The organism is Sphingopyxis flava (genome assembly GCF_900168005.1).
Lineage (GTDB): Bacteria > Pseudomonadota > Alphaproteobacteria > Sphingomonadales > Sphingomonadaceae > Sphingopyxis > Sphingopyxis flava.
Genome location: NZ_FUYP01000013.1, coordinates 1 through 25,206, shown reverse-complemented (window position 1 = coordinate 25,206; position 25,206 = coordinate 1). Strand labels below are relative to the sequence as shown.

Annotated in this window: 29 protein-coding genes, 1 tRNA gene and 2 pseudogenes; 23 read left to right on the top strand and 9 right to left on the bottom strand. The window is 63.2% G+C overall.

The annotated features are described in order from the left end of the window. Nucleotides 1-34: 34 nt before the first annotated feature. From B5X69_RS11770 to queE, 8 genes are all read left to right on the top strand, one after another. Nucleotides 35-487 carry an Lrp/AsnC family transcriptional regulator gene (locus tag B5X69_RS11770; RefSeq protein ID WP_079638967.1) on the top strand — a complete coding sequence of 151 codons (453 nt, stop codon included), beginning with the start codon at nucleotides 35-37 and terminating at the stop codon, nucleotides 485-487. Nucleotides 488-577: 90 nt separating this feature from the next. Next, nucleotides 578-1,564, top strand: coding sequence for an LLM class flavin-dependent oxidoreductase (locus B5X69_RS11765; RefSeq protein ID WP_079638897.1), 987 nt, complete (start codon nucleotides 578-580; stop codon nucleotides 1,562-1,564). A gap of 107 nt (nucleotides 1,565-1,671) precedes the next feature. Next, nucleotides 1,672-2,859, top strand: coding sequence for an aspartate aminotransferase family protein (locus tag B5X69_RS11760; RefSeq protein ID WP_079638965.1), 1,188 nt, complete (start codon nucleotides 1,672-1,674; stop codon nucleotides 2,857-2,859). Next, nucleotides 2,856-3,782 carry an ornithine carbamoyltransferase gene (gene argF, locus B5X69_RS11755; protein ID WP_079638966.1) on the top strand — a complete coding sequence of 309 codons (927 nt, stop codon included), beginning with the start codon at nucleotides 2,856-2,858 and terminating at the stop codon, nucleotides 3,780-3,782. The genes B5X69_RS11760 and argF overlap by 4 nt, the downstream gene beginning before the upstream one ends. Beyond that, nucleotides 3,779-4,693 (top strand): Hsp33 family molecular chaperone HslO, encoded by a 915-nt coding sequence (hslO, locus tag B5X69_RS11750; RefSeq protein WP_245798709.1) that lies wholly within the window; start codon nucleotides 3,779-3,781, stop codon nucleotides 4,691-4,693. Before argF ends, hslO begins: the two co-directional genes overlap by 4 nt. Nucleotides 4,694-4,832: 139 nt before the next feature. Next, the gene (locus tag B5X69_RS11745; RefSeq protein WP_079638895.1) at nucleotides 4,833-5,249 is read left to right on the top strand and encodes a DUF3617 domain-containing protein; all 417 of its coding nucleotides are present in this window, start codon (nucleotides 4,833-4,835) and stop codon (nucleotides 5,247-5,249) included. Nucleotides 5,250-5,437: 188 nt separating this feature from the next. Further along, complete coding sequence (queC, locus tag B5X69_RS11740; RefSeq protein ID WP_079638964.1) at nucleotides 5,438-6,130, top strand: 7-cyano-7-deazaguanine synthase QueC; 693 nt, start codon at nucleotides 5,438-5,440, stop codon at nucleotides 6,128-6,130. Nucleotides 6,131-6,133: 3 nt separating this feature from the next. Next, nucleotides 6,134-6,766 (top strand): 7-carboxy-7-deazaguanine synthase, encoded by a 633-nt coding sequence (queE, locus tag B5X69_RS11735; protein ID WP_079638894.1) that lies wholly within the window; start codon nucleotides 6,134-6,136, stop codon nucleotides 6,764-6,766. A gap of 3 nt (nucleotides 6,767-6,769) precedes the next feature. Here the strand turns inward: queE and B5X69_RS11730 are convergent, their stop codons facing one another. Further along, entirely contained in the window at nucleotides 6,770-7,108 is a 339-nt protein-coding gene (locus B5X69_RS11730) for a hypothetical protein (protein WP_079638893.1), read from the bottom strand. A 10-nt stretch (nucleotides 7,109-7,118) separates the two neighbouring features. Continuing rightward, nucleotides 7,119-7,772 carry a lipoyl(octanoyl) transferase LipB gene (lipB, locus tag B5X69_RS11725; protein WP_079638963.1) on the bottom strand — a complete coding sequence of 218 codons (654 nt, stop codon included), beginning with the start codon at nucleotides 7,770-7,772 and terminating at the stop codon, nucleotides 7,119-7,121. 135 nt (nucleotides 7,773-7,907) lie between these two features. On the opposite strand from lipB, the gene B5X69_RS11720 reads away from it, so the two are divergent. After that, nucleotides 7,908-8,654, top strand: a complete 747-nt coding sequence (locus B5X69_RS11720; protein WP_079638892.1) for a glycerophosphoryl diester phosphodiesterase membrane domain-containing protein — start codon at nucleotides 7,908-7,910, stop codon at nucleotides 8,652-8,654. A 94-nt stretch (nucleotides 8,655-8,748) separates the two neighbouring features. After that, nucleotides 8,749-9,624, top strand: coding sequence for a hypothetical protein (locus B5X69_RS11715; protein ID WP_079638891.1), 876 nt, complete (start codon nucleotides 8,749-8,751; stop codon nucleotides 9,622-9,624). Between the two features lie 61 nt (nucleotides 9,625-9,685). On the opposite strand, the gene hemF is transcribed toward B5X69_RS11715, so the two are convergent. Beyond that, the gene (hemF, locus tag B5X69_RS11710; RefSeq protein WP_079638890.1) at nucleotides 9,686-10,546 is read right to left on the bottom strand and encodes an oxygen-dependent coproporphyrinogen oxidase; all 861 of its coding nucleotides are present in this window, start codon (nucleotides 10,544-10,546) and stop codon (nucleotides 9,686-9,688) included. Further along, nucleotides 10,543-11,001, bottom strand: a complete 459-nt coding sequence (locus tag B5X69_RS11705) for a tRNA (cytidine(34)-2'-O)-methyltransferase (RefSeq protein WP_079638962.1) — start codon at nucleotides 10,999-11,001, stop codon at nucleotides 10,543-10,545. The genes hemF and B5X69_RS11705 overlap by 4 nt, the downstream gene beginning before the upstream one ends. A 223-nt stretch (nucleotides 11,002-11,224) precedes the next feature. Between B5X69_RS11705 and petA the strand changes: the two genes are divergently transcribed. Genes petA through B5X69_RS11685 form a run of 4 tightly spaced genes read left to right on the top strand, consistent with a single transcriptional unit; the run spans nucleotide 11,225 to nucleotide 14,501 of the window. Beyond that, on the top strand, nucleotides 11,225-11,782 hold the full coding sequence (gene petA, locus B5X69_RS11700) for a ubiquinol-cytochrome c reductase iron-sulfur subunit (protein ID WP_079638889.1): 558 nt from the start codon (nucleotides 11,225-11,227) through the stop codon (nucleotides 11,780-11,782). A 13-nt stretch (nucleotides 11,783-11,795) separates the two neighbouring features. Beyond that, nucleotides 11,796-13,079, top strand: coding sequence for a cytochrome b (locus B5X69_RS11695; RefSeq protein WP_079638888.1), 1,284 nt, complete (start codon nucleotides 11,796-11,798; stop codon nucleotides 13,077-13,079). A 31-nt stretch (nucleotides 13,080-13,110) separates the two neighbouring features. Next, nucleotides 13,111-13,920, top strand: coding sequence for a cytochrome c1 (locus B5X69_RS11690; protein WP_079638887.1), 810 nt, complete (start codon nucleotides 13,111-13,113; stop codon nucleotides 13,918-13,920). 26 nt (nucleotides 13,921-13,946) lie between these two features. After that, nucleotides 13,947-14,501 (top strand): adenine phosphoribosyltransferase, encoded by a 555-nt coding sequence (locus B5X69_RS11685; RefSeq protein WP_079638961.1) that lies wholly within the window; start codon nucleotides 13,947-13,949, stop codon nucleotides 14,499-14,501. Nucleotides 14,502-14,603: 102 nt separating this feature from the next. Here the strand turns inward: B5X69_RS11685 and B5X69_RS11680 are convergent, their stop codons facing one another. Beyond that, on the bottom strand, nucleotides 14,604-15,389 hold the full coding sequence (locus tag B5X69_RS11680) for a DUF1134 domain-containing protein (RefSeq protein WP_079638960.1): 786 nt from the start codon (nucleotides 15,387-15,389) through the stop codon (nucleotides 14,604-14,606). A gap of 244 nt (nucleotides 15,390-15,633) precedes the next feature. Here B5X69_RS11680 and B5X69_RS11675 point away from each other — a divergent pair. From B5X69_RS11675 to B5X69_RS11660, 4 genes are all read left to right on the top strand, one after another. After that, a tRNA-Ser gene (locus tag B5X69_RS11675) sits at nucleotides 15,634-15,726 on the top strand. A 145-nt stretch (nucleotides 15,727-15,871) separates the two neighbouring features. After that, nucleotides 15,872-16,405, top strand: coding sequence for a hypothetical protein (locus tag B5X69_RS21485; protein ID WP_176141584.1), 534 nt, complete (start codon nucleotides 15,872-15,874; stop codon nucleotides 16,403-16,405). A gap of 68 nt (nucleotides 16,406-16,473) precedes the next feature. Beyond that, a complete protein-coding gene (locus tag B5X69_RS11665) occupies nucleotides 16,474-16,776 on the top strand; it encodes a DUF4258 domain-containing protein (protein WP_079638885.1) in 303 nt (100 codons plus the stop codon). Between the two features lie 48 nt (nucleotides 16,777-16,824). After that, nucleotides 16,825-17,223: a helix-turn-helix domain-containing protein gene (locus B5X69_RS11660; RefSeq protein WP_139375766.1), complete on the top strand. Its 399-nt coding sequence runs from the start codon at nucleotides 16,825-16,827 to the stop codon at nucleotides 17,221-17,223. Between the two features lie 26 nt (nucleotides 17,224-17,249). Here B5X69_RS11660 and B5X69_RS21950 read toward each other — a convergent pair whose 3' ends face one another. The 3 genes from B5X69_RS21950 to B5X69_RS11645 all read right to left on the bottom strand — a co-directional run bounded on the left by B5X69_RS21950 (nucleotide 17,250) and on the right by B5X69_RS11645 (nucleotide 20,792). Further along, a complete protein-coding gene (locus tag B5X69_RS21950; RefSeq protein ID WP_281250932.1) occupies nucleotides 17,250-17,552 on the bottom strand; it encodes a manganese catalase family protein in 303 nt (100 codons plus the stop codon). A gap of 236 nt (nucleotides 17,553-17,788) precedes the next feature. Next, nucleotides 17,789-18,355 carry a hemerythrin domain-containing protein gene (locus B5X69_RS11650; protein ID WP_079638883.1) on the bottom strand — a complete coding sequence of 189 codons (567 nt, stop codon included), beginning with the start codon at nucleotides 18,353-18,355 and terminating at the stop codon, nucleotides 17,789-17,791. 40 nt (nucleotides 18,356-18,395) lie between these two features. Then, a complete protein-coding gene (locus B5X69_RS11645) occupies nucleotides 18,396-20,792 on the bottom strand; it encodes a membrane-bound PQQ-dependent dehydrogenase, glucose/quinate/shikimate family (protein ID WP_079638959.1) in 2,397 nt (798 codons plus the stop codon). Between the two features lie 389 nt (nucleotides 20,793-21,181). Here B5X69_RS11645 and B5X69_RS11640 point away from each other — a divergent pair. Next, nucleotides 21,182-21,772 (top strand): annotated as a pseudogene (locus B5X69_RS11640) (ROK family protein); the annotation flags it as partial. Nucleotides 21,773-21,826: 54 nt separating this feature from the next. On the opposite strand, the pseudogene B5X69_RS22430 reads toward B5X69_RS11640, so the two are convergent. Further along, nucleotides 21,827-21,877 (bottom strand): annotated as a pseudogene (locus B5X69_RS22430) (hypothetical protein); the annotation flags it as partial. 262 nt (nucleotides 21,878-22,139) lie between these two features. Between B5X69_RS22430 and B5X69_RS11635 the strand changes: the two are divergent. The 4 genes from B5X69_RS11635 to B5X69_RS11620 are packed head-to-tail and all read left to right on the top strand — an operon-like array spanning nucleotide 22,140 to nucleotide 25,116. Further along, the gene (locus tag B5X69_RS11635) at nucleotides 22,140-22,781 is read left to right on the top strand and encodes a PepSY-associated TM helix domain-containing protein (RefSeq protein ID WP_079638881.1); all 642 of its coding nucleotides are present in this window, start codon (nucleotides 22,140-22,142) and stop codon (nucleotides 22,779-22,781) included. A gap of 11 nt (nucleotides 22,782-22,792) precedes the next feature. Further along, a complete protein-coding gene (locus B5X69_RS11630; RefSeq protein ID WP_079638880.1) occupies nucleotides 22,793-23,323 on the top strand; it encodes a DUF2271 domain-containing protein in 531 nt (176 codons plus the stop codon). A 15-nt stretch (nucleotides 23,324-23,338) separates the two neighbouring features. After that, complete coding sequence (locus tag B5X69_RS11625; protein WP_079638879.1) at nucleotides 23,339-24,163, top strand: DUF4198 domain-containing protein; 825 nt, start codon at nucleotides 23,339-23,341, stop codon at nucleotides 24,161-24,163. 26 nt (nucleotides 24,164-24,189) lie between these two features. Beyond that, on the top strand, nucleotides 24,190-25,116 hold the full coding sequence (locus B5X69_RS11620; protein WP_245798706.1) for an FAD:protein FMN transferase: 927 nt from the start codon (nucleotides 24,190-24,192) through the stop codon (nucleotides 25,114-25,116). Nucleotides 25,117-25,206 lie beyond the last annotated feature (90 nt).

The following is a 25,206-nucleotide window of genomic DNA, read 5'->3' as shown; positions in this document are numbered from 1 at the left end:
AATATGACCGGTGTCGGACAAATATGCACAATATATGTCTGAAATTGATGCTATTGACCGAAAAATATTGCGTGAGCTCACGCTCGAAGGGCGAATCTCGAACCTCGATCTTGCAGGCCGGGTTGGATTATCCCCTTCGGCATGCCTGCGCCGCGTACAGGAACTCGAGCGCAGCGGTGTCATCAAGGGCTATCGGGCTCGCATCGACCCCGCGCGGGTCGGCACGGGGTTCATCGCCTATGTGACGGTAGGTCTCTCGCGTCACACCAAGGACGCGCAGGCGGGATTCGAAGCGGCCATCGCCGACGCGCCGGAAGTGCGCGAATGCCACAATGTCACCGGGTCGATCGAATATCTGCTGCGCGTAGAGGCGCCAGACCTAGCTGCCTACAAGCATTTCCACACCGAAGTTCTGGGCGTGCTGCCGCAAGTGAATGCGATCACGACCTTTGTGCTCATGGATTCGCCGAAGGATGAGCGCGGCTGACCATGGGCAAAGCCGGGTGCATGGCCCAGGCGTCTCGTCTTCCCGCGCGCAGAGGTTGAACCCGCGGCTGCGACGCCGCATATCGGTTGCATGCCGAAACTTTCCTTTCTCGACCTCGTCCCCGTCACCGACAGCGGGACGATCGCGCAGTCGCTCGCGAACGCCGCGGACCTCGCCCGCCATGCCGAGGCGCTTGGCTATCACCGTTACTGGGTCGCCGAGCATCACGGTATGACGGGGATTGCGAGCGCGGCGACCGCGGTCGTGCTCGCGCACATCGGGCATGCGACAGAGCATATTCGCATCGGCGCGGGCGGGATCATGCTTCCAAATCATGCACCGATGGTCATTGCCGAGCAATTCGGAACGCTCGAGGCGCTCTTTCCTGGTCGGGTCGACCTTGGCCTTGGGCGCGCGCCGGGGTCAGACCAGCGCGTCGCTCAGGCGCTCAGGCGCAATCTTGCGAGCGACGAGCGGCAGTTTCCGCAGGATGTTCTGGAGTTGCAAGCCTTCCTCGCCGGCGACGAGCGGCTTGGGATCCGGGCCGTGCCCGGCGAGGGGAGCCGCGTTCCCTTGTGGATTCTGGGATCGAGCCTCTTCGGCGCGCAGCTCGCCGCGATGCTCGGCCTGCCCTATGCCTTTGCGAGCCATTTCGCGCCCGATGCCCTCGATGAAGCGCTCGATATCTATCGCCGCCAGTTCAAGCCATCGGCGCAGCTTTCCGCGCCATGCGCCGCTGCAGCCTTCAACGTCTTTGCCGCCGATACGCGCGAAGAGGCGGAACTGCTCGCCTCTTCGCAGCAACAGGCTTTCGTTGCGCTGCGAACGGGCAATCCCGGCAAGATGAAGCCGCCGGTCGAAGGCTATAAGGATAGCCTGCCGCCCAATGCGCGGGCTATTCTTGACCATGTGCTCCAATGTTCAGCGGTCGGGACCGCAGGCGATGTCGCGGACGGTCTTGAGGCGTTCATCGCCCGTACCGGGGTAGACGAAGTGATCGTCGCATCGTCAATATATGATCATGAGGCGCGCAGACATTCGCTCGCGCTGGCCATGGAGGCGATGAAGAGGCTCTGATCCCCTGTGTTGACGCGCCTCCGGGCGCGGCAGTATAGGAGCCGCGCCAATCGGGCGGCCCGCGCGGGGTCGCCTTTTTGCTTTGCCTCTATGGAAAGGTGCTTGCCATGTCGATCACGCCGCTGATGCCCGTTTACCCCCGGTGCGCAGTGCGGCCGGTGCGCGGGGAGGGCGCCTATCTGATCGGTGAACGCGGCGAGCGCTATCTCGATTTTGCAAGCGGTATCGCGGTCAATCTTCTGGGTCACGGTCATCCCCACCTCACCAAGGCCATCCAGGACCAGGCGGCAACGCTGATGCATGTGTCGAACCTTTACGGCAGCCCGCAGGGGGAAGCTTTCGCATCGAGGCTCGTCGCGAATACATTTGCCGATACCGTCTTCTTCACCAACTCTGGCGCCGAGGCGGTCGAATGCGCGATCAAGACGGCGCGTTCCTATCATTCGAGCGCGGGCAATAGCGAAAAACATGTTCTGATCACGTTCAACAACGCGTTCCACGGCCGCACGCTCGGCACGATCTCCGCCACCAACCAGGAAAAGCTGCGCAAGGGCTTCGACCCGCTCCTCCCCGGATTCGCCTATGCGCCGTTCGACGACATCAACGCCGCGCTCGATCTTGTCGACGACACGACGGCAGGCTTTCTGGTCGAGCCCATCCAGGGCGAGGGCGGCATTCGCCCGGCGTCGCAGCCATTCCTCCAGGCGCTGCGCGACATTTGCGACAAGCGCGACCTCATGCTGATCTTCGACGAGGTCCAGTGCGGCGTTGCGCGCACCGGCACGCTCTATGCCCACGAGCAATTTGGCGTCATGCCCGACATCATGGCGAGCGCGAAAGGCATCGGTGGCGGGTTCCCGCTCGGCGCGTGCCTTGCAACCGAAAAGGCCGCACGCGGCATGGTGATCGGAACCCACGGGTCGACCTATGGTGGCAATCCGCTGGCAATGGCGGCGGGGCAAGCGGTCTTTGACGTGATCCTCGAGGATGGCTTTCTCGATCAGGTCAAAGCGACCGGCGAGCGGCTGCGCGGTGCGCTTGAGCAGCTCATCCCCAATCACGACGGATTGTTCGACAGCGTGCGCGGCATGGGGCTGATGCTGGGAATCAAGCTGAAGTCCGACAGCCGAGCCTTCGTTGCGCATTTGCGCGACAATCACGGACTGCTTACCGTCGCAGCGGGCGACAATGTCGTACGCATCCTGCCGCCGCTCAACATCGAGCAGGCGCATATCGATGAGTGCATCACGAAATTGTCGACGGGCGCGGCGAGCTTTACGCCGCCGGAAGCGTGATGCGGCACTTCCTCAATCTTTCGGACGCGGGCAGCGACGCGGTTGCGGCGATGCTCGCGGACGCGATCGACAGGAAGGCCGCGCGTGCGACCTGGCCAAAGGGCCGCGCTGACGCCGACAGGCCGCTCGCCGATCATGTGCTTGCGATGGTGTTCGAGAAGAATTCGACCCGGACCCGCGCTTCGTTTGACATGGCAATGCGCCAATTGGGCGGGAGCGCGATGATTCTCGACGCGGGAACCACCCAGCTTGGACGGGGCGAGACGATTGCCGATACAGCGCGTGTCCTCTCGCGCTATGTCGATGCAATCATGATCCGCACCGACGATCATGCCAAGCTTGAGGAGCTGGCCGCACATGCGAGCGTGCCCGTGATCAACGGTCTCACCGACCTCTCGCACCCGTGTCAGATTGTCGCGGACCTTATGACCCTCGTGGAAAGCGGCAAGGCACTGCCGGGACTTGAACTTGCGTGGCTCGGCGATGGCAATAATGTTCTCGCCTCGCTGATCGAGGCGGCAGGTCTGTTCGGGTTCAACGTTCGCGCCGGGTGCCCGCAAGGCTATGAGCCCCATCCTGCCTTCGTCGAGACAGCGCGGTCGCGGGGCGCGCGGATCGATTTCGTGCGCGATGCACATGAAGCGGCGGCAGGCGCCGACGTCCTCGTGACCGATACCTGGGTGTCGATGGGTCAGGATCATGCGCACAACAAGCTTGCGGCGATGGCGCCTTTCCGGGTCGACGAGCGATTGATGGGAGCCGCGAAAGCCGACGCGCTCTTCCTCCACTGCCTGCCGGCGCACCGCGGTGAGGAAGTTGTCGACGCGGTGATTGACGGACCGCAATCGCGCGTATGGGACGAGGCAGAAAACCGCGTCCATGCACAAAAGTCGGTGCTGCTTTGGGCGCTGGAAAAGCTGTGAGCGGCACGGTCGAAACCTGGTTCGATCAGCCGCTTGTCTTCACCATCGCCGCGCGCCATGTGCGCGGGCGGCTGGTGCGGCTTGGTCCGGTGCTGAACAGGATTGTCTCGGCGCACAGCTACCCTCCGGTCGCCGAACAGTTGCTCGCCGAGGCGCTCGTCCTCACCGTGCTCCTCGGCTCGACGCTCAAGGACGAAACGAGCCAGCTCACGCTCCAGGCGCAGACGGGCGGCGGGCCGGTCGAACTGCTCGTGTGCGACTATCGCGGCGGCGAACTTCGCGGCTATCTGAAATTTGATGCCGATCGGCTCGCCGAGGCGGGGCCTGAGCCGACGCTCTTCGGTCTTTTCGGCGAAGGTTTCCTTGCCATTACCTTCGACCATGCGACGACGGGCGAGCGCTATCAGGGGATCGTGCCCCTCGAAGGATCGTCGATCGGCGAGGCAGCCGAACATTATTTCGAACAGTCCGAGCAGATTCCGAGCCTGATCAGGCTCGCCGCGCACCACGATGCTGAGGCGGGCTGCGTTGCGGGCGGTCTCTTGCTCCAGCATCTGCCCCAGGGCGAAGTCGGGCGCGACCGGCTCCATGCGCGCCAGGACCGACCCGATTGGGACCATGCGCGAACGATTGCAGAGACGCTGAAAGCAGAAGAACTCACCGATCCTGCGACCTCGCTCGAGACACTCGCCTGGCGGCTCTTCCACGAGGAGGAAGTCCGCGTCGACCCGGACGTGATGGTGTCGCGCGGCTGCCGGTGCAGCACGCAATATTTTGCAGGGGTGCTCGCGCAATTTCCCGAGAGCGAACGCCGCGAAATGGCCGATGAGGCGGGGCTCATTCAGGTCGATTGCGCTTTCTGCTCGCGCATTTTCCCGATCCCGGTAAGCGAAATCGGCGCGCCGGAATAGGCTTTGCCGCCGGTTATCGTGTCGGCAAACGGTGCCAATTTGGGGCCGATCGGTTGAAAGGTCGGGGCCGGATTGCTATCTGCTGGAGAAAGGGGTCGCGCTCTCGCCCGGTTGTGGGTGGCCAGGTGGATAGGTGGATATGGCGATCTTCTCTCCCTTTTTGCGATGGATTTTTGCAGGGGCATCCCTTGTGCTGGCGAGCGCACCGGCGCCCGCGCAGGCCCCTTCGCTGGCGATGCTCGACCGGCTCGAAAAGGGTCGTTGGCAGCTCAGCGAACGCGGCACGACCGAGGCGCTGCAATCCATGTGTCTCGGTGACGCGCGGCGCATGATCCAAATCTACCATCCGCGCAGCAATTGCTCGCGCTATGTGATCGAGGACAAGCCGGCGTCGGTGACGGTGCACTACACATGTCCAGGGGCCGGGCACGGGCGCACGACCATCCGCTCCGAAACCAACCGTCTCGTCCAGATCGACACGCAGGGCATCGCGAATGGCAAGCCCTTTTCGCAGGCGATCGAGGCCCGGCGCGTCGCGGCATGCACCGGCGGCTAATGCGAGGGCGAGTAACGCCAAATTAACCATCCGGGGTTATCGCGGAGAAACGACGCACCCTTGTGTGTCCTTCTCCCTACGGCTTCGTGCCGAACTGGGCCGCCGGCACCGCCCGCGCGGCCCATTTTCTTGGTGCGGTGCAGCACCCACTCTTGCGCGCCCGGCTGGCGGGGCGTATCGGGCGCGGAATGCAAGATATCTGCGGAAAAACGGTCATCGTCCTTCTGTCCGGCGGGCTTGACTCGATGGTCTGTGCGGGGCTCGCGAGCGAAGCGGGTGCGCGGATCGTCGCGCTCACGGTCGACTATAACCAGCGCCACCGGGTCGAACTCGATTCCGCTGCGCGCATTGCCGGGCATGTCGGCGCTGCCGAACATATTATACTGCCGCTTGATCTGCGCCGGTTCGGCGGTTCGGCACTCACCGCCGACATCGACGTGCCCAAGGACGGCCCGCTTGGCGAGGCAAGCGACATTCCGGTCACCTATGTGCCTGCACGCAATCTCATCTTCCTCTCGCTCACGCTCGGGCTCGCCGAGGCGCGCCGTGCGCAGGACATCGTCATCGGGGTCAATGCGCTCGATTATTCGGGTTATCCTGATTGCCGCCCCGAATTCATCAGCGGCTTCGAATCGCTCGCCCGCCTCGCCACACGCGACGGCGACCGGGGCGTCGATTTTCATATTCACGCGCCGCTCCAGCACATGACCAAGGCCGATATCGCGGCCGAGGCGGCGCGGCTTGGCCTCGACGCGGGGATGAGCTGGTCGTGTTACGATCCCACGCCTGCGGGTCTGCACTGCGGGCGCTGCGACAGCTGCCGGCTCCGCAGCAAGGGCTTTGCCGACGCCGGTCTCGCTGACCCGACGCGTTACGACTGACCGATGGCCTACAGCGTCAAAGAGATTTTTCTGACCCTGCAAGGCGAAGGCGCGCAGGCGGGCCGCCGTGCGGTGTTCTGCCGCTTTGCCGGCTGCAATCTATGGACGGGGCGCGAGGGCGACCGCGCGAGGGCAGTTTGCCGCTTCTGCGATACCGATTTTGTCGGCACCGACGGGACGCTCGGCGGAAAATATCCCGATGCAGGAACGCTCGCTGACCAAATTGCTGCCATATGGGGGGCGGGGAGCGATGACCGCTACGTCGTTTTGACCGGCGGCGAGCCGATGCTTCAGGTGGACGAGGCGCTGATCGGGAGCCTCCATGAACGCGGCTTCACCATCGCGATTGAGACCAACGGCACGATCCCTGTCCCGCGCAGCATCGACTGGATCTGTGTCAGCCCCAAGTCGGGAAGCAAGCTGGTCCAGACGAGCGGGGACGAATTGAAACTTGTCTGGCCGCAACCGGGCAGCGATGTCGAGCATTTCGCGGCGCTCGATTTCGCTCATCATCTGGTTCAACCGCTCGACGATCCAAAGGCAGCGGACAATGTTCGCGCCTGCATCGATCTGGTGATGGCGGATCCGCGCTGGCGCCTGTCGCTTCAGACGCACAAGAGCCTCGGGCTGCGCTGAGCCTTATTCGGCGGCCGTCGCGGCGGCGGGTGCGGCGGCGGCCTTCTTGGCTGCAGGGGCAGCGACGGCGCCGGTATCGCCTGCCTCGGCCGCATCATCGTGGCCGCTCTCTTCCGCGCTATCCGGCTTCTCGGCCTTTTTGGGGCTTTCCTCTTCGGGTATGCTATTGTCGATCGCGGTGCCGTCGATGCTCGAATCGTCGAGAATGATCATCGCATCGCTGATCGTCCCGGGCTGAACCTCGACCGCATCGAGCTTGGTCGTCGATGAATCTTTCGATTCCCCGCCTCCGCAGGCCGCGAGCGACAGGAAGAGGGCCGAAGACAGGAGATAGCGGGTCATGGTGAGCCTCCTAGTCGCTCGGCGAAAGCTTGTCGAGAAAGGCGGGAAAGGCGGCTGCCAGCGCAGCGTCGACTTCGCCAAAGCCTGCCTCATTCCCGAGAGCCGCGAGGCTGGTGACGGGGAATTCGGCGATACCGCACGGTACGATTCCACCAAAATGGCCAAGATCGGGCGCAATATTGAGGGAAAAGCCGTGCAGCGTCACCCAGCGCCGCACGCGTACGCCGATGGCGCCGATCTTCGCCTCGCGCCCCCCAATGTCGTCGGTCCAGATGCCGATCCGCCCCTCAGCGCGCCGCGCCGCGACGCCAAGCGCTGCAAGCGCGTCGATCACCCAGCCTTCGAGCGCAGCGACATAGGCGCGTATGTCGCGGCCGCGGCGGCTGAGGTCGAGTTGAACATAGCCGACCCGCTGACCCGGTCCGTGATAGGTATAACGCCCGCCGCGTCCCGCATCATAAATCGGAAAGCGCGGGTCGAGAAGCTCGGCGGGGTCGGCGCTCGTCCCTGCGGTATAAAGCGGCGGATGCTCGACGAGCCAGATGCGCTCTTTGGCCTCTCCGCCATGGATGGCGGCCGCGCGCTCTTCCATATCGGCAAGCGCCGCAGGATAATCGGTAAGACCGGGCGAAACGCGCCATTCAGGTGACGGCAGTGGGATCATCGCCCGCGTCCTGCCCGCCTCGACGTCCAAGTGCAAGAGGAAGGTCCCCCGCCGAAATCGTTAACAAGGCTGGACAAGGGGAGGGCAGGGCGTCAGTCTCGCGCATGAGGGGCTAATCACACATGGAAACTATCGATGCCGAAATTCGACATGGGCGCTGCCTGGGAAGACACCATGCTCCTCCTGCGCTCGCATAGCGCGCTCACGGGGGCCATCGCCGCGGTCTTTCTCTTCTTGCCGACGCTCGCGGTGAGCTGGTTCGGCCCGGTGCCGATCGAGCCGGCAGCCGGGGCGAGTTTCGATCAAGTCATGGCGACAATGCGCGCCAATGTGATGCAAGCGATACCCTATCAATTGTTCGTCGCGATCATCTCGGGGATCGGCGGGATCGGCATTCTGCGTCTCTGGCTTTCGCGCAGCGGCGTCAGCGTCGGCGAAGCGCTGGTCTTTGCGATGACAATGGTGCCGACGGTGATTGTGATCCAGATTCTGACCGGGTTGATTGTCGGCCTCGGCTTTGTGCTGCTGATCGTGCCCGGCCTCTATCTGTGGGCCCGGCTCGCGATCGTCGCGCCGGTCGTTGCGGACCAGAGCGAACGCAATCCTCTCGCCGCGATCCGGCAGGGCTGGACGCTGACGAAGGGTAATGGCTGGCGAATTTTCCTGTTCATGTTTCTCGTCATGCTCGTGATCCTTATCATCGCCATGATCCTCGTCAGCGTTACGGCAGCCGCGGTCGGCACCGAGGAGGGTATCGCCCGCATGCTGACGGGATTCGTCGAAGGCGCCGTCGCTGCCATCAGCGGCATGGTAACGCTCGCAATCGCGGCGGCGACCTATCGTCAGCTCGCTGTGCGCGCCGCGAGCGACATATTCGGTTGAGTGGATGAAAGCTCCTTCCGAAAGGGCAGGAAGGGGCGCGGATTAACAAAAGAAAAGAGGGACGCATAAGGTTCAACAAGGCAGGGGAAACAACATGGTCAAGATGAGTATCGGTGCGGCATTTTCCGAAACCTTTGCGTTTCTGAAGGCCAATTGGATGCAGATGCTGATGTGGCTCGGGGGCGCAGTGGTGCTCGTCTGTCTGCTCGGCTGGCTCTTTTTGCGCAACACGGTGGCGACCATGATGATGGCACAGGGCGATCCCTCTGCCGCCCTGGGGGCTATGGGGTCCATTTTTCTCTTCGCAATCGTCGCTGGGATAATCGTGACTGCGGCGAGCTTGCTGATCTGGCGGTCGGGTCTTGTCGGCGGCGAGCCCGCGAGCGACATCGGCTGGGGGCTTGGTGCGGGGGCCGCCTACATGTTCGCGATGGTCGTCGTCTACATCGCGACCGTCATCCTGATGTATATTGTGCTTTTGATTGTGGGGCTGCTTGCTGTCGCGGTATTTGGCGCGAGCGGCATGTCTTTTGAAAGCCTGGCGACGAGCGGGGCGTCGGCTGGGCTTATCTTCTTCGCATTCCTGTTCTACGCTGCGGTGCTCATCTTCTTCCTGTGGTTCTTTGGCCGCCTGTCGGTCGCCGGGCCGCTGATGGCGGCGAACCGCTCTTCGAACCCGTTCACGGCTCTCGGCGAATCGTGGCGGCTGACCAGCGCATCGCAGTGGACGATCGTCGGCTTCAACATCCTGATGGCGATCCTGTTCTTCGTCTTTCTCTTCATCGTCTCGATGGTGCTTGGCGGGGTCATCGGCGGCATGTCGTCACCCGATGCGGGCGTGGGCGCGCTGATCGGCGCGCTGATCGTTGCGCTGCTAGTCTATGTGCCGATGGTGCTGGTGTCGGTGTCGATGCCAGCCGCGGTCTACCGCTGCGTCGGGTCCAGAACCGAAACCGACGTTTTCGCCTGACCGGAACGGCCCGGACGGCAAAAAGGGGGCGTCCCGGCTTCGGGGCGCCTCTCTTTTGTCTTCAGGTCCATTTGGCGAGCGGCGGCAAACTCATCAGGATCGCGTCGATATTGCCTCCGGTCTTGAGGCCGAATAAAGTGCCGCGGTCGTAAACGAGGTTGAACTCGGCATAGCGTCCGCGCCAGACGAGCTGCGCCTCCCGCTCGGCGTCGGTGAAGGGCTGGTGCATTCGGCGCCGGACGATCTTCGGAAAAATGTCGAGAAATGCCTCGCCGACGGCCTGCGTGAAGGCAAAGTTGCGGTCGAACTCGGCGTCGTCCCCGCATTCGAGATGGTCGTAGAAGATGCCGCCGACGCCGCGGTGGACCCCGCGGTGGGGAATGAAGAAATATTCCTCGGCCCATTTGGCGTAGCGTTCGTAGACATCGGGGCCGTAAGGCGCGCAGGCGGCGCGAAACCGGGCATGGAAGGCGTCGGTGTCCTCGGGATAAGGAAACGGCGGATTGAGGTCGGCGCCGCCGCCGAACCAGCGCTTCGTCGTCACAAGGAAGCGCGTGTTCATGTGCACGGCGGGAACGTGCGGGTTCGCCATATGCGCCACGAGGCTGATGCCGGTGGCAAAGAAGCGCGGATCCTCGGCCGCGCCGTTGATCGAAGCCGCGAAATCGGGCGCGAAGGCGCCCCCGACCGTCGAGACATTGACGCCGACCTTTTCGAAGACCTCTCCGGTCATGACGCCGCGCACGCCGCCGCCGCCTTCACCCGGCTCAAGCCCCTCCGCCTCGCGGTCCCAGGGCGTGTAGGTGAATCTGGCCGGGCTGCCTGCTGCAGCTTCGATCGCCTCGAATTCCTCGCAGATGCGGTCGCGCAGCGCCTCGAACCAGTCGCGCGCTGCCTGTTGCTGGGGATCGAGCGAAATCATCCTGGAAAGCCTTCCGTTTGCCTCAGTGCTTCAGCGAGGGCGATGCCAGCCGCAACCGCGACATTCAAGGACCGAAAGCCCGGCTGCATCGGAATCGCGATCCGCGCCGCGGCCGCTGCATGGACATGCACCGGCACGCCCGAGGATTCGGCGCCGAGCAGCACGATATCTGCAGGCGTGAAGGAAAAAGCGGTGAGGGGCGTCGCGCCCGCGGTCGTCAAGAGCACGACCCGCTTGTCCGCGTCCTTGGCCCAGTGGCTAAACGCCCCCCAGTCGGCGTGGCGCCGGACGTCGGCGCGCGCCGCATAGTCCATGCCTGCACGGCGCAAGGCGGCCTCGGAAAAGGGAAAGCCGCACGGCTCGATGATATGCGCGGGTACGCCGAAACAGGCTGCCGTGCGCAGCGTTGTGCCGACGTTTCCGGCGATGTCGGGCTGAAACAGGGCAATTTCCACGCGCTCGCCATAGCCGGCAAGGACGAACGAATCGAGCCCGATCGCGGTCGGCGGCGCTGCCAGTGGGGTTGAGGGAAATTGCCTGTTGGCAAGCCTCGGATGTGAGGCTATCAGGCCCGCAATTCCCGGAGGGGCCGCCGGGATGCGCCGCGTCCTGCGCGCGCAAACAGGGCGACCCAGCATCCGCGTGAATTTGTCAGTTCAGCCATGCAAGGGCAATCGAATGGCCAGTGAAACCAGTCTCAACGCCGGCATCGACGATGGCGTGCGGCGCCGGGATTTCATCAATATCGCCGCAGTCAGCTTTGCCGGAATCGGGGCCGCCACTGTGGTCCTTCCCCTGGTCAACCAGATGAACCCGTCCGCCGACGTGCTCGCTCTCTCGTCGACCGAGATCGATATTTCGGCGATCCAGTCGGGGCAGGCGATCAAGACGAGCTGGCGCAAACAGCCGGTATTCGTGCGCAACCTCACCCCGGCGGAGATCGCTGAGGCCGACAAGGTGCCGCTTGGCGACCTGCGTGACCCGCAGACGCTTGCCGAGCGTACCAAGGAGGGCAAGGAGAATTGGCTGATCACGCTCGGTGTCTGCACCCATCTCGGCTGCGTGCCGCTCGGGGCCGCAGAAGGTGAGCCGCGCGGCGATTTTGGCGGCTATTTCTGTCCGTGCCACGGGTCGCACTATGATACCGCGGCGCGCATCCGCAAAGGTCCGGCGCCGACGAATCTGGTCGTGCCGCCTTATGAATTTACCGGCGACACCGTTGTGACGATCGGCTGAGGAGCAAGATAAGATGAGCTTTCCCTGGGCCAAGAATTACGAACCGCAGCAGCCGCTGATGAAGTGGCTGGACGAGAAGCTGCCACTGCCGCGCCTCGTCTATAATGCGGTCGGTGCCGGCTATCCGGTCCCCCGCAATCTCAACTATTTCTGGAACTTCGGCGTTCTCGCCGGCGCAGCGCTCGCGATCCAGATCATCACAGGTATCGTGCTTGCGATGCATTATGCGGCCAATGCGGGCGTCGCCTTCGACTCGGTCGAGCACATCATGCGCGACGTCAATGCCGGCTGGTTCATCCGTTACGCGCACATGAACGGCGCGAGCATGTTCTTCATCGTTGTCTATCTGCACATCTTCCGCGGCCTCTATTACGGATCGTACAAGGCACCGCGCGAGATGGTATGGCTGCTCGGCGTCGTGATTTTCCTTCTCATGATGGCCACCGCCTTCATGGGCTATGTGCTCCCCTGGGGGCAGATGAGCTTCTGGGGCGCGCAGGTGATCACCGGATTCTTCTCGGCGATCCCGGTCGTCGGCGAACCGATACGCGTGTGGCTGCTCGGCGGCTTTGCGCCCGATAATGCGGCGCTCAACCGTTTCTTCTCGCTCCACTATCTGCTGCCGTTCGTGATCGCGGGTGTCGTCGTCCTCCACATCTGGGCGCTGCATATCCCAGGATCGAGCAATCCGACCGGCATCGAGGTGAAAGATGAACAGGATACCGTCCCGTTCCATCCCTATTATACTGCAAAGGATGGCTTCGGGCTCGGCGTCTTCCTGATTCTTTTCGTCGCGCTGACATTCTTCAGCCCGAACCTTCTGGGTCACGCCGACAACTATATACCGGCGAATCCGCTTTCGACGCCGGCGCATATCGTTCCGGAGTGGTATTTCTGGCCCTTCTACGCGATTCTGCGCGCCTTCACCTTCAACTTCCTGTGGATCGACGCGAAGCTCTGGGGCGTGATCGCGATGTTCGCCTCGATCGCGTTGCTGTTCTTCCTTCCCTGGCTCGACAGCTCGCCGGTCAAGTCGTCGAAATATCGTCCGCTCTACCGCATCTTCTTCTGGGTGCTTGTCGCCGACGTTTTCCTGCTGGGTCTGTGCGGCAAGATGCCTGCGGAACAGCCGTGGGTCATACTCAGCCAGATCGGTGCAGCTTATTATTTCGCCCACTTCCTGATCATTCTGCCGATCGTCTCGCGGATCGAACGCCCGCTGCCGATGCCGAATTCGATCACGGAAGCCGTTCTCGCGAAGCATGCCGGCACCTCGTCGGCGTCGGCAACGGCCTGAGCGCCGGACTTTAATAGGAGCTGAAACAGCCATGGTTCGTCCGCTCGGATTTCTCGTCGGCCTGGGGTTTATCGTCGCGCTGCTGTGCGCGATCTTCACCACGCCGCTGACGAATGAGCCCCAAGCCGCTCACGCGTTCCACAAGCATCCGCGTCACATTGCGCTGTCGAGCGACGGTCTCTTCCCGCACTGGGACAAGGCCAAGCTTCAGCGCGGGATGCAGGTGTATAAGGAAGTCTGCTCGGCCTGCCACAGCCTCAACTATGTCGCCTTCCGCGACATTGCCGAGCTTGGCTACACCGAGGGCCAGGTGAAGAGCTTCGCCAAGAGCTTCCAGGTGCCGTCGATCAACCCCGACACGGGCGAGCCGGCGACCCGCGACGGTCTGCCTTCGGACCGCTTCCCGGCGCCTTATGCGAACGAGGTTGCGGCGCGCGCGGCGAACAATAATGCGCTGCCGCCCGACCTCTCGCTGATCACCAAGGCGCGCGAAGGCGGCAAGGATTATCTCTATTCGCTGCTAATCGGTTTCGAGAACCCGCCGAAAAACCTGCCGAAGGAACTCCAGCCGGGGACAGGGCTGCACTACAACCCCTATTTCCCCAACCTGAACCTCGCGATGGCTCCGCCGCTCGCCGACGGGCAGGTAACCTTTGCCGACGGTTCGCCGAACGATGTGAAGGCGATGGCGAGCGACGTCACGGCCTTTCTCGTGTGGACCGCCGAGCCCAAGCTGGTGAAGCGCGTCTGGACGGGTTGGGCGGTGCTTCTCTATCTGCTCATCTTCACCGGTCTCACCTATATGGCGTACAGGAACATCTGGGCCAACAAGGAACATTGAAGGACAAGGAAGGGCGTTTGTCGCCGATGATCGCCCTTCCGTCCCGACCGGATCTTGACCTTGCGGCGCTTGTCCGCACCATCCCCGACTTTCCAAAGCCGGGGATCTTGTTTCGCGATATCACCACGCTCATCAGTGATGCCGCCGGTTTTTCGGAAAGCGTGCGCCGCCTTAGCGAGCGTGCTTCTGTCTATCGTCCCGACCTGATCGTCGCGGTCGAGGCGCGCGGCTTTCTCTTCGGGGCCGCGATGGCGAGCGCGATGGGGCTTGGCCTCGTGCCGGTACGCAAAGCGGGCAAGCTTCCGGGCGTCACCGTCGGCGTCGACTATGAATTGGAATATGGCACCGACCGGCTCGAACTGCATGAAGGCGCCGTCGCTCAAGGGCACCGCGTGGTGCTGGTCGACGATCTGCTTGCCACCGGGGGCACGATTCTCGCGGCGGCCGAGCTGATGCGCAATGTCGGCGCGGAGGTTGCGGCCGCGATGTTCGTGATCGAACTTCCCGATCTTGGTGGATCGAAGCGGCTAAGCGCTGCGGGCCTCGCGTGCGAGACGCTGATCGCTTTCGACGGGGACTAAAGCCGTTCGCGATTACGTCTCGGGATATGACCATATTCCCAGCCTGCAAAAAAATGCCCGCGCCGAAGCGCGGGCAATTGCCCCCTTGGCAAACAGGTGCGATCAGAAAGGCAGCCAGCTCTGCTTTTTCCGGAACTTCATATAGCCCACATTGGCGCCCAGACGGGCGCCGACGCCAACGCGGATCGGGATGAGCACAATGTCTCCGCTGCGCATGTAGGAGGCGTTGAATCCGCCGATCAGATATGCGGCACCTTCGCCAGCCGGAAAGCGCTTGTAGAGGTCTTCGCTATCAAAGAGGTTATAGACGAGAATGAAGGTGTTACCGGCATTGGCCCCAGCGTCGAACCCGATCGACGGCCCGGTCCAATAGGCGGGACGTTCGCCCTCGATCTTGTGATAGAGAGTCCCTGAACCGTAACGCAATCCAAGGCCGATCGCGCCGCTTGCTTCGCGGCCCACGATATAGGCGTTGGGTTCCCCCTGCTTCTTGAGAATGTCCTCAATCAGCCCGGCAAGGCCCTGCGCGCCTTTGCCGAACACGCCCTCGGCGGCGCCGATCAGATCATCTTCCTTGTAGGTCTCGCCCGGGTCGGCGCTCGTCGCGGCCGCCTGCGGGTCGATGGGCGGGGCGGCCGCCGCTTCGGCGGTGCCCGATACGCCGCTCGTCTGCTCATCACCGGTGGCAAGATCGCTGTCGAGCGCGGGGTCGGCATAAGGATCGGTGGACGTCGCCGGGGGCGGGGCGGGCTGCGGGCTGTCGAGGTCCGCATCAAGCACCGTATTCGGATCGACCTCGGTCATCTGCGCGGCAAGAGGCAAGGGCGAGAGGGCGAGCCCGATGGCCGCAATCCCCACTGTGGTAAATCTGGTAAACATATGGCGCATCATTTTCCCCCAAGGGCTGGCTGCGGTCCGCATTACAGCCGCAACCCTGCGTTAATCATGACTCCCTTTGCAAGGGGGGCAATGAACGGGCGATGACCCGAGTCGATTTCGGGCTGGATCGAATCGAAATTCGCTTCAGATCCCCCGCTAAAGGGCAAATGCGCAATATTGGACGTTGCGGCCCGCTGTCAGGCTGGCTATAGCGCCCGCCGAGGCCAGACTGCCGTTAGCCCGGCAGCCATGCGGAGACGTGGGTGAGTGGCTGAAACCAACGGTTTGCTAAACCGTCGTACTGGTAAATCCGGTACCGAGGGTTCGAATCCCTCCGTCTCCGCCACCTCTCATTTTGTCCAGCCCGGACTGTCCAGCCCGGACACATAGGTGACGTTTCGTACCGGAGACATAGGTTACAACCTCGGGCCGAACGGGTTGTCGAGGGTTTGCAGGGTTTTCTGCTCCAAGTCGATATATCCCAAGTCGTAATGCATGAAGCTGACGAGCCAGATGCCCTCGTCGATTTCCTTGATGCCGAGGCGCTGGCCGGCGAGGACGGTCGATATGTTGATCTTCTTTCTGTGCATGCAGATGCGTCCACAGGATGTGACGATGACATCCGGCTCTTCCCCGTGAACGGGGAAGAGCCTGATTTAATTGATAATTTTTCAAGACTGCGCGCCGGTTCCCATAACCGTTCCCCGATAGGTCCGGCGCTTGAGGCGAACCCGAGCGGCTGGATTCGCTCAATCGGCGCGCACCTCAACAATTCTCAACAGGTGCGGGGCAATCGTCCGCAATGTCATTCGGGCAGCCATGCCGGTGTCAGCCTTGGAAGCTGGAAACGCCTACACACCGAACGCGACAAATCGCGGCTGGAAATGGCGGAATTGTGCGGGTTTCGGGAGGTGGCAGCTTCTCAATCAAAAATGATTGGCCATTCGGATTTGATTAAATGCGCGGGTTTCTGCGGTTTTCCGGCCAATCATTTCCGGGTCATTCGTGTTCGTGGGCCGTCCTAACTCTGGCAACGCTCCAGTGCCTTGCAACGCCGCTTGCCAAAGCAACGAACCCATAACATTTATGGGTTATGATCGATCCGGTTCCCATGCGGATGAACGAAGCAACAGCACTCAAAGTCCTTCGCGAGATTGCTCAGGACAGTGCTCAGGTGATCTTCACGCATCACGACCGGAAGCGAATGCGGCAACGCAAGGTTTCCCCGGTGCAGGTTTTGACCTGTCTGCAACGCGGGATCGTAAGCGAGCCGGTGGCGCTGGACATGCATGGGAATTGGAAACTGACCGTGACGCACCGCGTTGCGGGCAAGGATTTGGACGTGGCAGTGGCGATTGACGTTCCCAAGCGGGCAATCGTCATCACCGTTTTCTAGGAGGCGAGCATGTATCATTATCGGGAGTGCGGCCTTCGCAACGTCTGGTTGGCGAACGGCTATGATGAGCACGACACCCCCTATGGACCGGGCATTGCAATCCATGATGTGGAGGGCCTGCATCGCGCCATTGCGCATGGGATCGTCAACAAGGGCGGGAAGCTGACCGGGAGCGAATTGCGCTTCCTGCGGCAAGAGATGGGCCTGAGCCAAGCAAAGCTAGCATCCATGCTGGGCAATGAGGCTCAAACGGTCGCGCTATGGGAAAAGCGGAGCAGCCAGCCCAAGATTGCTGATCGGTTCATTCGTGCGATCTATCGGGAATTGGACGAGGGTAATGCCCATATCCGCGACATGATCGAGCGGCTGGTGGATTCCGATCTTGAGGAGAACGACGCCCGCATAACGCTTGAGCAAGATAGCGGCGGCTGGAAGGTTGCGGCGTAACGCCCTAGGGTGGCTCCCTGCAAAATTCAGGGGGCTGCCATGCAATTCGATTTGGCGAAAATAAGGAGCGCAGGCACTGCCGCTTTTCGGTCGATTTTCGGAGGGCGCATAGCCCGGGCAACTATCGTAATCCGGGTTGCGATACTTGTTGCTATCGTTGTGATCCTGTCTTTCCGGCCCGGGTCGTCTTCGGCGAGACCTTGTGTAAAATAGCGCATCGCGGCGGCAAGTTCTCCGTCGGGCCCGCCAAATTGTTCGAGCAGGAGCGAGGCAAGCGCAGGATTGGGTTCGGAAACGCGGACGGTGTATTGCAGACGTTTGTTGTGCATGAACATAGCAGCTTCTCCTTCCAGTAGGCGAAGCGCGCGTGGCCCGGGACCTGTTCCTGTTCTTACTGCAGGTTAGAAACTTTACCGCTTTGTCTCGAGCCGGAAGCGCCCGCCGGAGGGCGCGGGCGCCGGGTGCGACGTCGCGGCCGCTGGCAGGATGACGCCAGCGACGACCGCGGTCACCGCTCCTTGGAAAGCAGCGCCAGGGCACCGTTCGGCAACGGTGCAGGGGGGCGTCAGGCAGCCGCGAAGCCGGCTTTGTTCATGACGTGGGTGACATGCTTGTTGCCGGCCTCGCCGAGAGCCGCGCGCAGCCGAGGAAAAAGTTCCTCTTCCTCCTTGCGGACATGCTCCTCGATGTCGGAACGAAAATCGCGAATCTTCGCCATCCATGCCGGATCTTCGGGTGAAAGTTCCGAAAGATCAAAGAGATATTGCTTCACATAGCCGTGGTCGTGGACCAGCGCGTCGGCTTCCTTGACCTGGCCATGATCGCGCATCGCGGGATAGACAACATTTTCCTCTTCGAAGGCATGTTTGCTGAGCGCGTGCTTGAGCTGCACCAGAAGCATCTTGCGGCGCACGCTCTGCTTTTCGCTCGTCGCCTCGATGGCATCAAAGAGTTTCAGGGTCGCGCGGTGCTCTGCCTTCAACTCCTCGTCCCATTCGCCTTGTACGGCGGATACGCCTTGTACGATGGCCTTTCGGCCAAGATTGGCCGCAAGACCGACGACAAAACCGGTTGCGACCGCTCCGGCGAGCGACGCGGGATGTTTGAGCGCTTGCGATGTAAGGTTTACCATTTTCGTCTCCTTGCTTGGAAAATATGTGGGGCCGACGCGGTCAGGGGAGGGCGTAGGCAATGACCTCGTCGCCGATCGGCGTTTCCATGAAATGATGGCCACCAGCGTAAATGACGACATATTGCTTGCCGTTCGCCTCATAGGTTATCGGCGTTGCCTGGCCGCCTGCGGGCAGGACGTCCGTCCAGAGGGTCCGGCCTGTCTTGAGGTCGATCGCGCGGATCAGATTGTCGGTCGCGGCCGCGATGAAAATAAGCCCGCTCGCCGTGACGGCCGCGCCCCCATTGTTGGGGGTGCCGATCGTCACCGGGAGCATCGAGGGGATGCCGAACGGGCCGTTGGTCCGCGCCGTGCCAAGCGGCCGGTCCCAGATTGTCCTGCCGGTCGCGATATCGATGGCGCGGATGCCGCCATAGGGGGGCTGCTTGCAGAGCAGGCCGGTCCAGGGCAGGCGCCAGCCCGCATTGACGTCGATGGCATAGGGAGTTCCGGCCTGAGGATCGCCTGCCCCCTCGGCGCCGCCGATATTGCCGCGCGCCTGGTCCCTCGGCGCCCAGCCCTTTTTGTTGGCTTCCGCGCGGGGAACGAGACGGACATAGTTGGGCATGTCGTTGTAATTGGCGATAATCACCCCGCGCTCCGGGTCGACCGCGACGCCGCCCCAGTCAGTACCGCCATTATAGCCTGGATACTGGATCGAGCGGCGCTCGCTCGTCGGAGGGGTGTAAAAGCCCTGGTAGCTCGCCTTCCGGAACTGGATGCGGCAGATCATCTGGTCGATCGGGGACATGCCCCACATGTCGCGCTCGGTGAGATCCGCCTTGCGCAAGCTATGCCAGAGCGACACGATCTGGGTCGGCGCGCGTTCGGCGGGTTCGACGCCGCCGCGGGGCACCTTGACCGTGCCGATCGGGGTGAGCGGGCGCCCCGTCCGCCGGTCGAGGATATAGATGTCGCCCTGCTTGCTCGGCAGCACGAGCGCCGGGGTCGTGCCCTCGGGCCCCGGAAAGTCGATCAGCGTCGCCTGGGCGCCGAAATCATAGTCCCACACGTCCTTCTTCACCGCCTGGAAACGCCAGCGCGGCTTGCCCGTCGTGACATCGAGCGCGACGAGCGACGTCGCGTAATGATTTTCCGGGCCGCGGCGAAGGCTTGAATAATAATCGGCCGAGGCGTTGCCCATCGGCAGATAGACAAGCCCCAGCGTCTCGTCGGCCGAGGCAATCGTCCACATATTCGGCGTGCCGCGGGCCCAGGTCTCGCCTGGCGGCGGATAGCCCTTCCACTCGGGGTTCATCATGTCCCACGCCCAGGCGAGCTTGCCGCTCACCGCGTCAAAACCGCGGATGACCCCCGATGGGGCCCAGCGATCCTGGCCATCGAGGACCTGATGGCCTGTGACGATGATGCCGCGCACGATCGTCGGAGGCGAGGTTATCGAAACATATCCCGGCGGAGTGGACCCCATGCCGATCTTGGTGTCGACCTCGCCATTGCTCCCAAAGTCCTGGCACGGCCGCCCGGTCGCAGCATCAAGGGCGAACAGGCGCGCATCGAGCGTGGCGAAGATGATCCGCTGCGCACAGGCCTGTCCTGCTGTAGCGTCGGGGACGCCATAAAAGCTTACCCCTCGGCACGCAGCGGTATAGGGGATCGCCTCGTCGGGGACCTTCGGATCAAAGCGCCATTTCTGGCGTCCGGTCGCCGGATCGAGCGCAAGGACGATATTCTTCGGCGTGCAGACATAGAGGCTGTCGCCGATCTTCAGCGGCGTATTTTCTGCGCCATAGGTGCCTTGCGCCGCTTTCGAAGGCAGGTCCCCCGTGTGGAACAGCCAGGCGCGCTGGAGCTTGCCGACATTTGCGGGCGTAATCTGATCGAGCGGCGAATATCGCCGCGCGCTATAGGTGCCGCCATAGGCGGGCCAGTCTGAACCCGCCGCCATGAGCGCTGGATCGGCCATCGCCCAACGCTCGCCCGGCAGATCGCGCAAGGGCCGCGGGGTGTTGAGCCATCCGAGCATCGCGCCGCCGGCTGCGACCAGCCCGATCACAAGCGCGCTTGCACCAAGCGCTCGCCGCCAGCGCCGGGGCTGCCGGGACAAGGACGCCGCCGCGAAGAATACAAGAACGAGCAGGAAAAGGGGTGCGATGATGCGCGGGACGAGGGCCCAGCCGTTCGCGCCGACCTCCCAGAAAGCCCAGATCAGGGTGAAAAAGAAGATTGCGGCATAGAGCCAGCCCCCGGCGATGCGGCCGCGCATCAGAAGCCCCCCAGCCGCCAACATCGCGGCGCCGGTCACAAGATAATAGGGTGATCCGCCGAGAGCCGCGAGCCAGGCCCCTCCCACCAGCAAGAGGATCGCGATGAGGACGAGGATAAGCCCCGTCAAAAGGGCCAGCCAGGGAGCGGGGAAAATCTGCCGAATCCGGTTCATCGCCACGGCCTTTCTATCCTGCGGGGCTGGGCGCCCGCTGTCGGCGCGCCGTCTGCGCCCCGGACCGGCGCGCGGCCGCTGCCGCATTCGAGGGGACGGGGCTTGCGCGCGCGGCTCTTCTCAAATCCGGACCGGGTTAGAGTGTCGCGCGTCATGGGGATCATCCTCTCCCCCTTGAGACGCGGGCCATGGGTGAGGGTTCCAGCCTCTTCTTGCGAAGAAGCATTGGAAAACCGCCTATTCCGATAAAAATTGATCTATGTTGTGCGCATGGCCTTGGGGCGGGGTCGATAGGATGCGGGGCGATGGGCGCGGCCCGGCGGACCTGCAGGCGTTAAACGCAAGAGATACTCGGAGCCGGTGAAAGGCTCCTCATCGGGAGGTTGCACGTGCAAAAGACCCATTCTCGATCGGTCGCGGGGCTCGAACTTGGCGGCACAAAATGCGTTGCCATCCTGGGGAGCGGGCCCGGCGATGTCCGCGCGCAGGAGACATTGCCCACGAGCGATCCCGAGGCGACGCTTGGCGCACTCGAAGAAATACTTCGCGGCTGGCATTTCGATGCTCTGGGCATCGCATCCTTCGGTCCGCTCGACCTTGATCCGCTGAGCGCCGACTTCGGATCGATCCGCGCGACCACAAAGCCCGGCTGGAGCGGGGTCGGACTCGCGCGCCATTTTGCTGCACGCTTCGGCGCGCCGCTCGCGATCGAGACCGACGTTGTCGGGGCAGCGCTCGCCGAGCAGCGATGGGGAAGGGCGCAGGGGCTTTCAAGCCACTGCTATATCACCATCGGTACAGGCGTCGGCGTGGGGCTGATCTCGGGCGGCATGCCGGTGCAAGGCGCAGCGCACGGCGAGGCGGGGCATATGCGCGTGCCTCGCGCGAGCGGCGACAATTTTGCAGGTTCGTGCCCCTTTCATGGCGACTGCGTCGAGGGTCTGATTTCCGGGCCAGCCCTTGCCCGTCGCTTCGGCCGTCCCGGCCAGGAGATTCAGCGCCGTCCGGCCGTGGAAGGCGCCGGTGAAAGCGATCACTCCGGAGCGCCCCGTCGCAGCGCGTGCGATCTTGACGGCATTTTCCACCGCCTCTGCGCCCGTCGGCGGCCCACTGTCACTTTCGATCAGATGCCCTTGCCGCAGAGGGTACAGGATGTGCGGCCCAGCGTCCGCGCGTTGTGGTGCGACCGGGTGGAACGAGTTTTTGAAAGGATGTTTAGGCGCAATTCGTCGCGAGAAGGATTTTCTCCACCGCACCTATCGCGGTGACCCCTCGCGCCATTTATTATTGTAATTGATAATCGTTCGCGATAGAGGCCGCTCGTTCCTTTCTCATCCAGACGATCCTATGCACGCACCCTTGTCCCCGCGACCGGCACAGACGAAGAGCCGGAAGGCCTTCTGGCTGAAGCAATTGCACATGTGGCACTGGATGAGCTCGGCCGTGAGCCTCGTTGGCCTCCTGCTGTTCGCGATCACGGGATTCACGCTCAATCACGCCGCCGATATCGAAGGGCAGCCCATTACTGCCGAGCGGTCGGCGCAGCTACCCGCGCCGCTTCTCCGCGCCGTCGCATCGGGTCCTTCCGAAGGCAAGGCACGCCTGCCGCGGAGCGTTGCCGCCTGGGTCGAAGAGGCGCTGCCTCTCCGGGCGTCGGCAGAGGCTGAATGGTCCGAAGGCGAAGTCTATCTTCCGGCGCCGCGCCCCGGCGGCGATGCGTGGGTTGCGATCGACCGCGCGAGCGGGGCGGTGACTGCGGAGATCACCGATCGCGGCTGGATCTCTTATCTCAACGACCTTCACAAGGGTCGCAACTCGGGCGCCGTGTGGAGCCTGTTCATTGACCTGTTTGCCGGCGCCTGCCTGATCTTTGCGCTCACTGGCCTCTTGCTGCTCCAGCTTCACGCAGCGAAGCGCAAGAGCACCTGGCCGCTAGTGGCCTCGGGCTTTGCCCTCCCGGCCGCGCTCGCCATCCTGTTCATCCATTAGGAGTTTGTCGCATGCAGCCCGTCTCTCGTGCCGCCCTCACTGGTCTCACGCTGGGCTTGAGCAGCACGCTCGCGGCTCCGGCGCTCGCGGCGGCGCCCGCGACGATGGACGTAACCGTCACCATTCCCCGGCTGAAGGTTGCCGAATATCACCGCCCCTATGTTGCGATCTGGGTCGAAAAGGCGGGTGCTCCAGCGAAGAGTGTCGCGGTCTGGTATGATTATGACATGAAGAATAACGAGGGGACGAAATGGCTCCGGGACGTGCGCCAATGGTGGCGTGTCTCGGGCCGCTCGCTCCGTTTCCCCGCCGACGGGATCACCGGTGCGACGCGCGCGCCGGGGGTGCACAAAATCTCCTTTTCGCGTGCGCAGCTCGGCGCGTTGGCGCCTGGACAATATGTTCTCGCGATCGAAGCCGCGCGCGAGGTTGGCGGCCGTGAGCTTCTGCGAATTCCCTTCAGCTGGCCGGCGAGGGCAGGCGTCGGCGGGCGTGCGGCGGGCAAGAGTGAACTTGGCGCCGTTTCCATTTCCTTCCGCTAAGCGCAAAGGGCCAAAATGATGATGAAGTATCTCCTGGGTTTCGCGGCGAGCGCTGCAGTCGCGGTTCTGGCCGCGGCGCCCGCAAGCGCGCACCGGCAATGGCTGCTCCCCTCGTCGACCATCGTATCGGGCGACGATGTCTGGGTGACGGTCGATGCAGCAGTGTCGAACGATCTTTTCTATTTCGAGCACCAGCCGCTCCGGCTCGATGCGGTGAAGGTGTGGGCGCCCGACGGCAGCGAGACGCCAATCGAGAATGCCGCAACCGGGCGCTATCGCAGCACCTTCGACGTGCATCTCACGCAAAGAGGAACCTGGCGAATTGCGTCGGTCTCCGATGGGCTCGTGGGTAGCTACGAGCTTGACGGCAAGACCGAGCGCCTGCCGCGCGGCACGACGCGCGCGAATCTCGCCGAACGGCTCCCCGCCGGCGCGGTCAATGTGAAGACTGCCGAATCCAGCAGCCGCAACGAGATTTTCGTGACCGTGGGCGAGCCGACGACGAATTTGTTCACGCCAACCGGCAAGGGCATCGAATTGGCGCCGGTGACGCACCCCAACGACCTCTTCGCGGGTGAAACCGCAATCTTCCAGTTTCTTCTCGACGGCAAGGCAGCCGCGGGGCTGACGGTGACAGTGATCCCGGGCGGTATCCGCTACCGCGACCAGCTCGGCCAGATCGACCTTGTCACCGATGCGGCGGGCAAGGTCGAAGTGACCTGGCCCGAAGCCGGCCTTTACTGGCTCAATGTCACGACTCCGCGCGCTGGAGGGGGCGAGGCCGCGGCGCCGCAGCGGCGTGCAAGCTATGTCACGACGCTCGAAGTGATGGCGCCCTGACCGACCGTATCCTGATCCCGCGAGCCTTGACGCCGGCTGCTTTTGCCGGGCGCGAGGCTCGCGCGGCTATCGAAACCTTTGCCGGCGAAACGATGGGAACAAGCTGGTCGCTGCACGCCGTCCTCCCTCCCACGGGGGCAGCGGAGGGCGTTCAGGCGGTGCTCGACCGCGTGGTCGCTACGATGAGCCAGTGGGAAGCCGCGTCCGACCTCTCGCGTTTCAATCGCGCCGCGCCGGGGGTTTGGCGGAGCGTTCCGCTGGAGCTTGCCCATGTCCTTGAGGCCGCGCTTGCCATTGGACGATCAAGCGGCGGAGCCTTCGAGCCTGCGCTCGGTCGGCTCACCGAACAATGGGGCTTTGGAAGCGCGGGGCCGGTCGAACGGGCGCCGGCCAAGGCGCAACATACGGGCCGGATCGAGTTCGACCCGAATATGCGAGAGGCGCGGCGGAGCGAAGATGCGCTTCTCGACCTTTCGGGCATCGCGAAGGGCTATGGTGTCGACGCCGTGGCCGAATGGCTTCTCGCCCAGGGCACGCGCCATTTCCTCCTCGAGGTTGGCGGCGAACTGCGCGGCGAGGGCATCCGGCCCGACGGCCAGCCCTGGTGGGTCGATGTCGAACTGCCCCCAGATTGGACCGGCTCCGGCTGGCGGATTGCCCTCCACGACCTCGCCGTCGCAACGTCGGGCGACTATCGCCGCGGCTTCGAGGTCGATGGCAAGCGCTATTCGCACAGCTTCGATCCGCGCACCGGGCGGCCGATCATCAATGGTGTGCGCTCGGTGACAGTGATCCACCGCAGCTGCATGATGGCCGATGGCTGGGCAACCGCGCTTACCGTGCTCGGCCCTGAGGCCGCGATGAAACTGGCTAACGAGCAGCAACTGGCTGCCTGCGTGATGGCGCGGGAACGCGAATATGTCTCGCGCGCCTGGGCTGCGATGCTCGGCTAGACTCGTTTTCACTTAGATTGACGCGTACCCGGAGTTTCTGAGGTAGTTGGCGCATTCGCTGGGCGAGAAGGCGTCGAGCAGGGTTCCGAT

Bases quoted from the DNA above. Each gene is read 5' to 3' on its own strand.
- B5X69_RS11680 (WP_079638960.1), bottom strand. From the start codon at position 15,389: ATGCGCCATATGTTTACCAGATTTACCACAGTGGGGATTGCGGCCATC.
- B5X69_RS11630 (WP_079638880.1), top strand. From the start codon at position 22,793: ATGCAGCCCGTCTCTCGTGCCGCCCTCACTGGTCTCACGCTGGGCTTG.
- B5X69_RS11765 (WP_079638897.1), top strand. From the start codon at position 578: ATGCCGAAACTTTCCTTTCTCGACCTCGTCCCCGTCACCGACAGCGGG.
- B5X69_RS21950 (WP_281250932.1), bottom strand. From the start codon at position 17,552: ATGCACAACAAACGTCTGCAATACACCGTCCGCGTTTCCGAACCCAAT.
- B5X69_RS11685 (WP_079638961.1), top strand. From the start codon at position 13,947: ATGATCGCCCTTCCGTCCCGACCGGATCTTGACCTTGCGGCGCTTGTC.
- B5X69_RS11745 (WP_079638895.1), top strand. From the start codon at position 4,833: ATGGCGATCTTCTCTCCCTTTTTGCGATGGATTTTTGCAGGGGCATCC.
- B5X69_RS11720 (WP_079638892.1), top strand. From the start codon at position 7,908: ATGCCGAAATTCGACATGGGCGCTGCCTGGGAAGACACCATGCTCCTC.
- B5X69_RS11715 (WP_079638891.1), top strand. From the start codon at position 8,749: ATGGTCAAGATGAGTATCGGTGCGGCATTTTCCGAAACCTTTGCGTTT.
- B5X69_RS21485 (WP_176141584.1), top strand. From the start codon at position 15,872: ATGCATGAAGCTGACGAGCCAGATGCCCTCGTCGATTTCCTTGATGCC.
- B5X69_RS11690 (WP_079638887.1), top strand. From the start codon at position 13,111: ATGGTTCGTCCGCTCGGATTTCTCGTCGGCCTGGGGTTTATCGTCGCG.
- B5X69_RS11760 (WP_079638965.1), top strand. From the start codon at position 1,672: ATGTCGATCACGCCGCTGATGCCCGTTTACCCCCGGTGCGCAGTGCGG.
- B5X69_RS11665 (WP_079638885.1), top strand. From the start codon at position 16,474: ATGATCGATCCGGTTCCCATGCGGATGAACGAAGCAACAGCACTCAAA.
- petA (WP_079638889.1), top strand. From the start codon at position 11,225: ATGGCCAGTGAAACCAGTCTCAACGCCGGCATCGACGATGGCGTGCGG.
- B5X69_RS11650 (WP_079638883.1), bottom strand. From the start codon at position 18,355: ATGGTAAACCTTACATCGCAAGCGCTCAAACATCCCGCGTCGCTCGCC.
- queC (WP_079638964.1), top strand. From the start codon at position 5,438: ATGCAAGATATCTGCGGAAAAACGGTCATCGTCCTTCTGTCCGGCGGG.
- B5X69_RS11770 (WP_079638967.1), top strand. From the start codon at position 35: ATGTCTGAAATTGATGCTATTGACCGAAAAATATTGCGTGAGCTCACG.
- hemF (WP_079638890.1), bottom strand. From the start codon at position 10,546: ATGATTTCGCTCGATCCCCAGCAACAGGCAGCGCGCGACTGGTTCGAG.
- B5X69_RS11635 (WP_079638881.1), top strand. From the start codon at position 22,140: ATGCACGCACCCTTGTCCCCGCGACCGGCACAGACGAAGAGCCGGAAG.
- B5X69_RS11695 (WP_079638888.1), top strand. From the start codon at position 11,796: ATGAGCTTTCCCTGGGCCAAGAATTACGAACCGCAGCAGCCGCTGATG.
- B5X69_RS11625 (WP_079638879.1), top strand. From the start codon at position 23,339: ATGATGATGAAGTATCTCCTGGGTTTCGCGGCGAGCGCTGCAGTCGCG.
- B5X69_RS11730 (WP_079638893.1), bottom strand. From the start codon at position 7,108: ATGACCCGCTATCTCCTGTCTTCGGCCCTCTTCCTGTCGCTCGCGGCC.
- B5X69_RS11645 (WP_079638959.1), bottom strand. From the start codon at position 20,792: ATGAACCGGATTCGGCAGATTTTCCCCGCTCCCTGGCTGGCCCTTTTG.
- queE (WP_079638894.1), top strand. From the start codon at position 6,134: ATGGCCTACAGCGTCAAAGAGATTTTTCTGACCCTGCAAGGCGAAGGC.
- lipB (WP_079638963.1), bottom strand. From the start codon at position 7,772: ATGATCCCACTGCCGTCACCTGAATGGCGCGTTTCGCCCGGTCTTACC.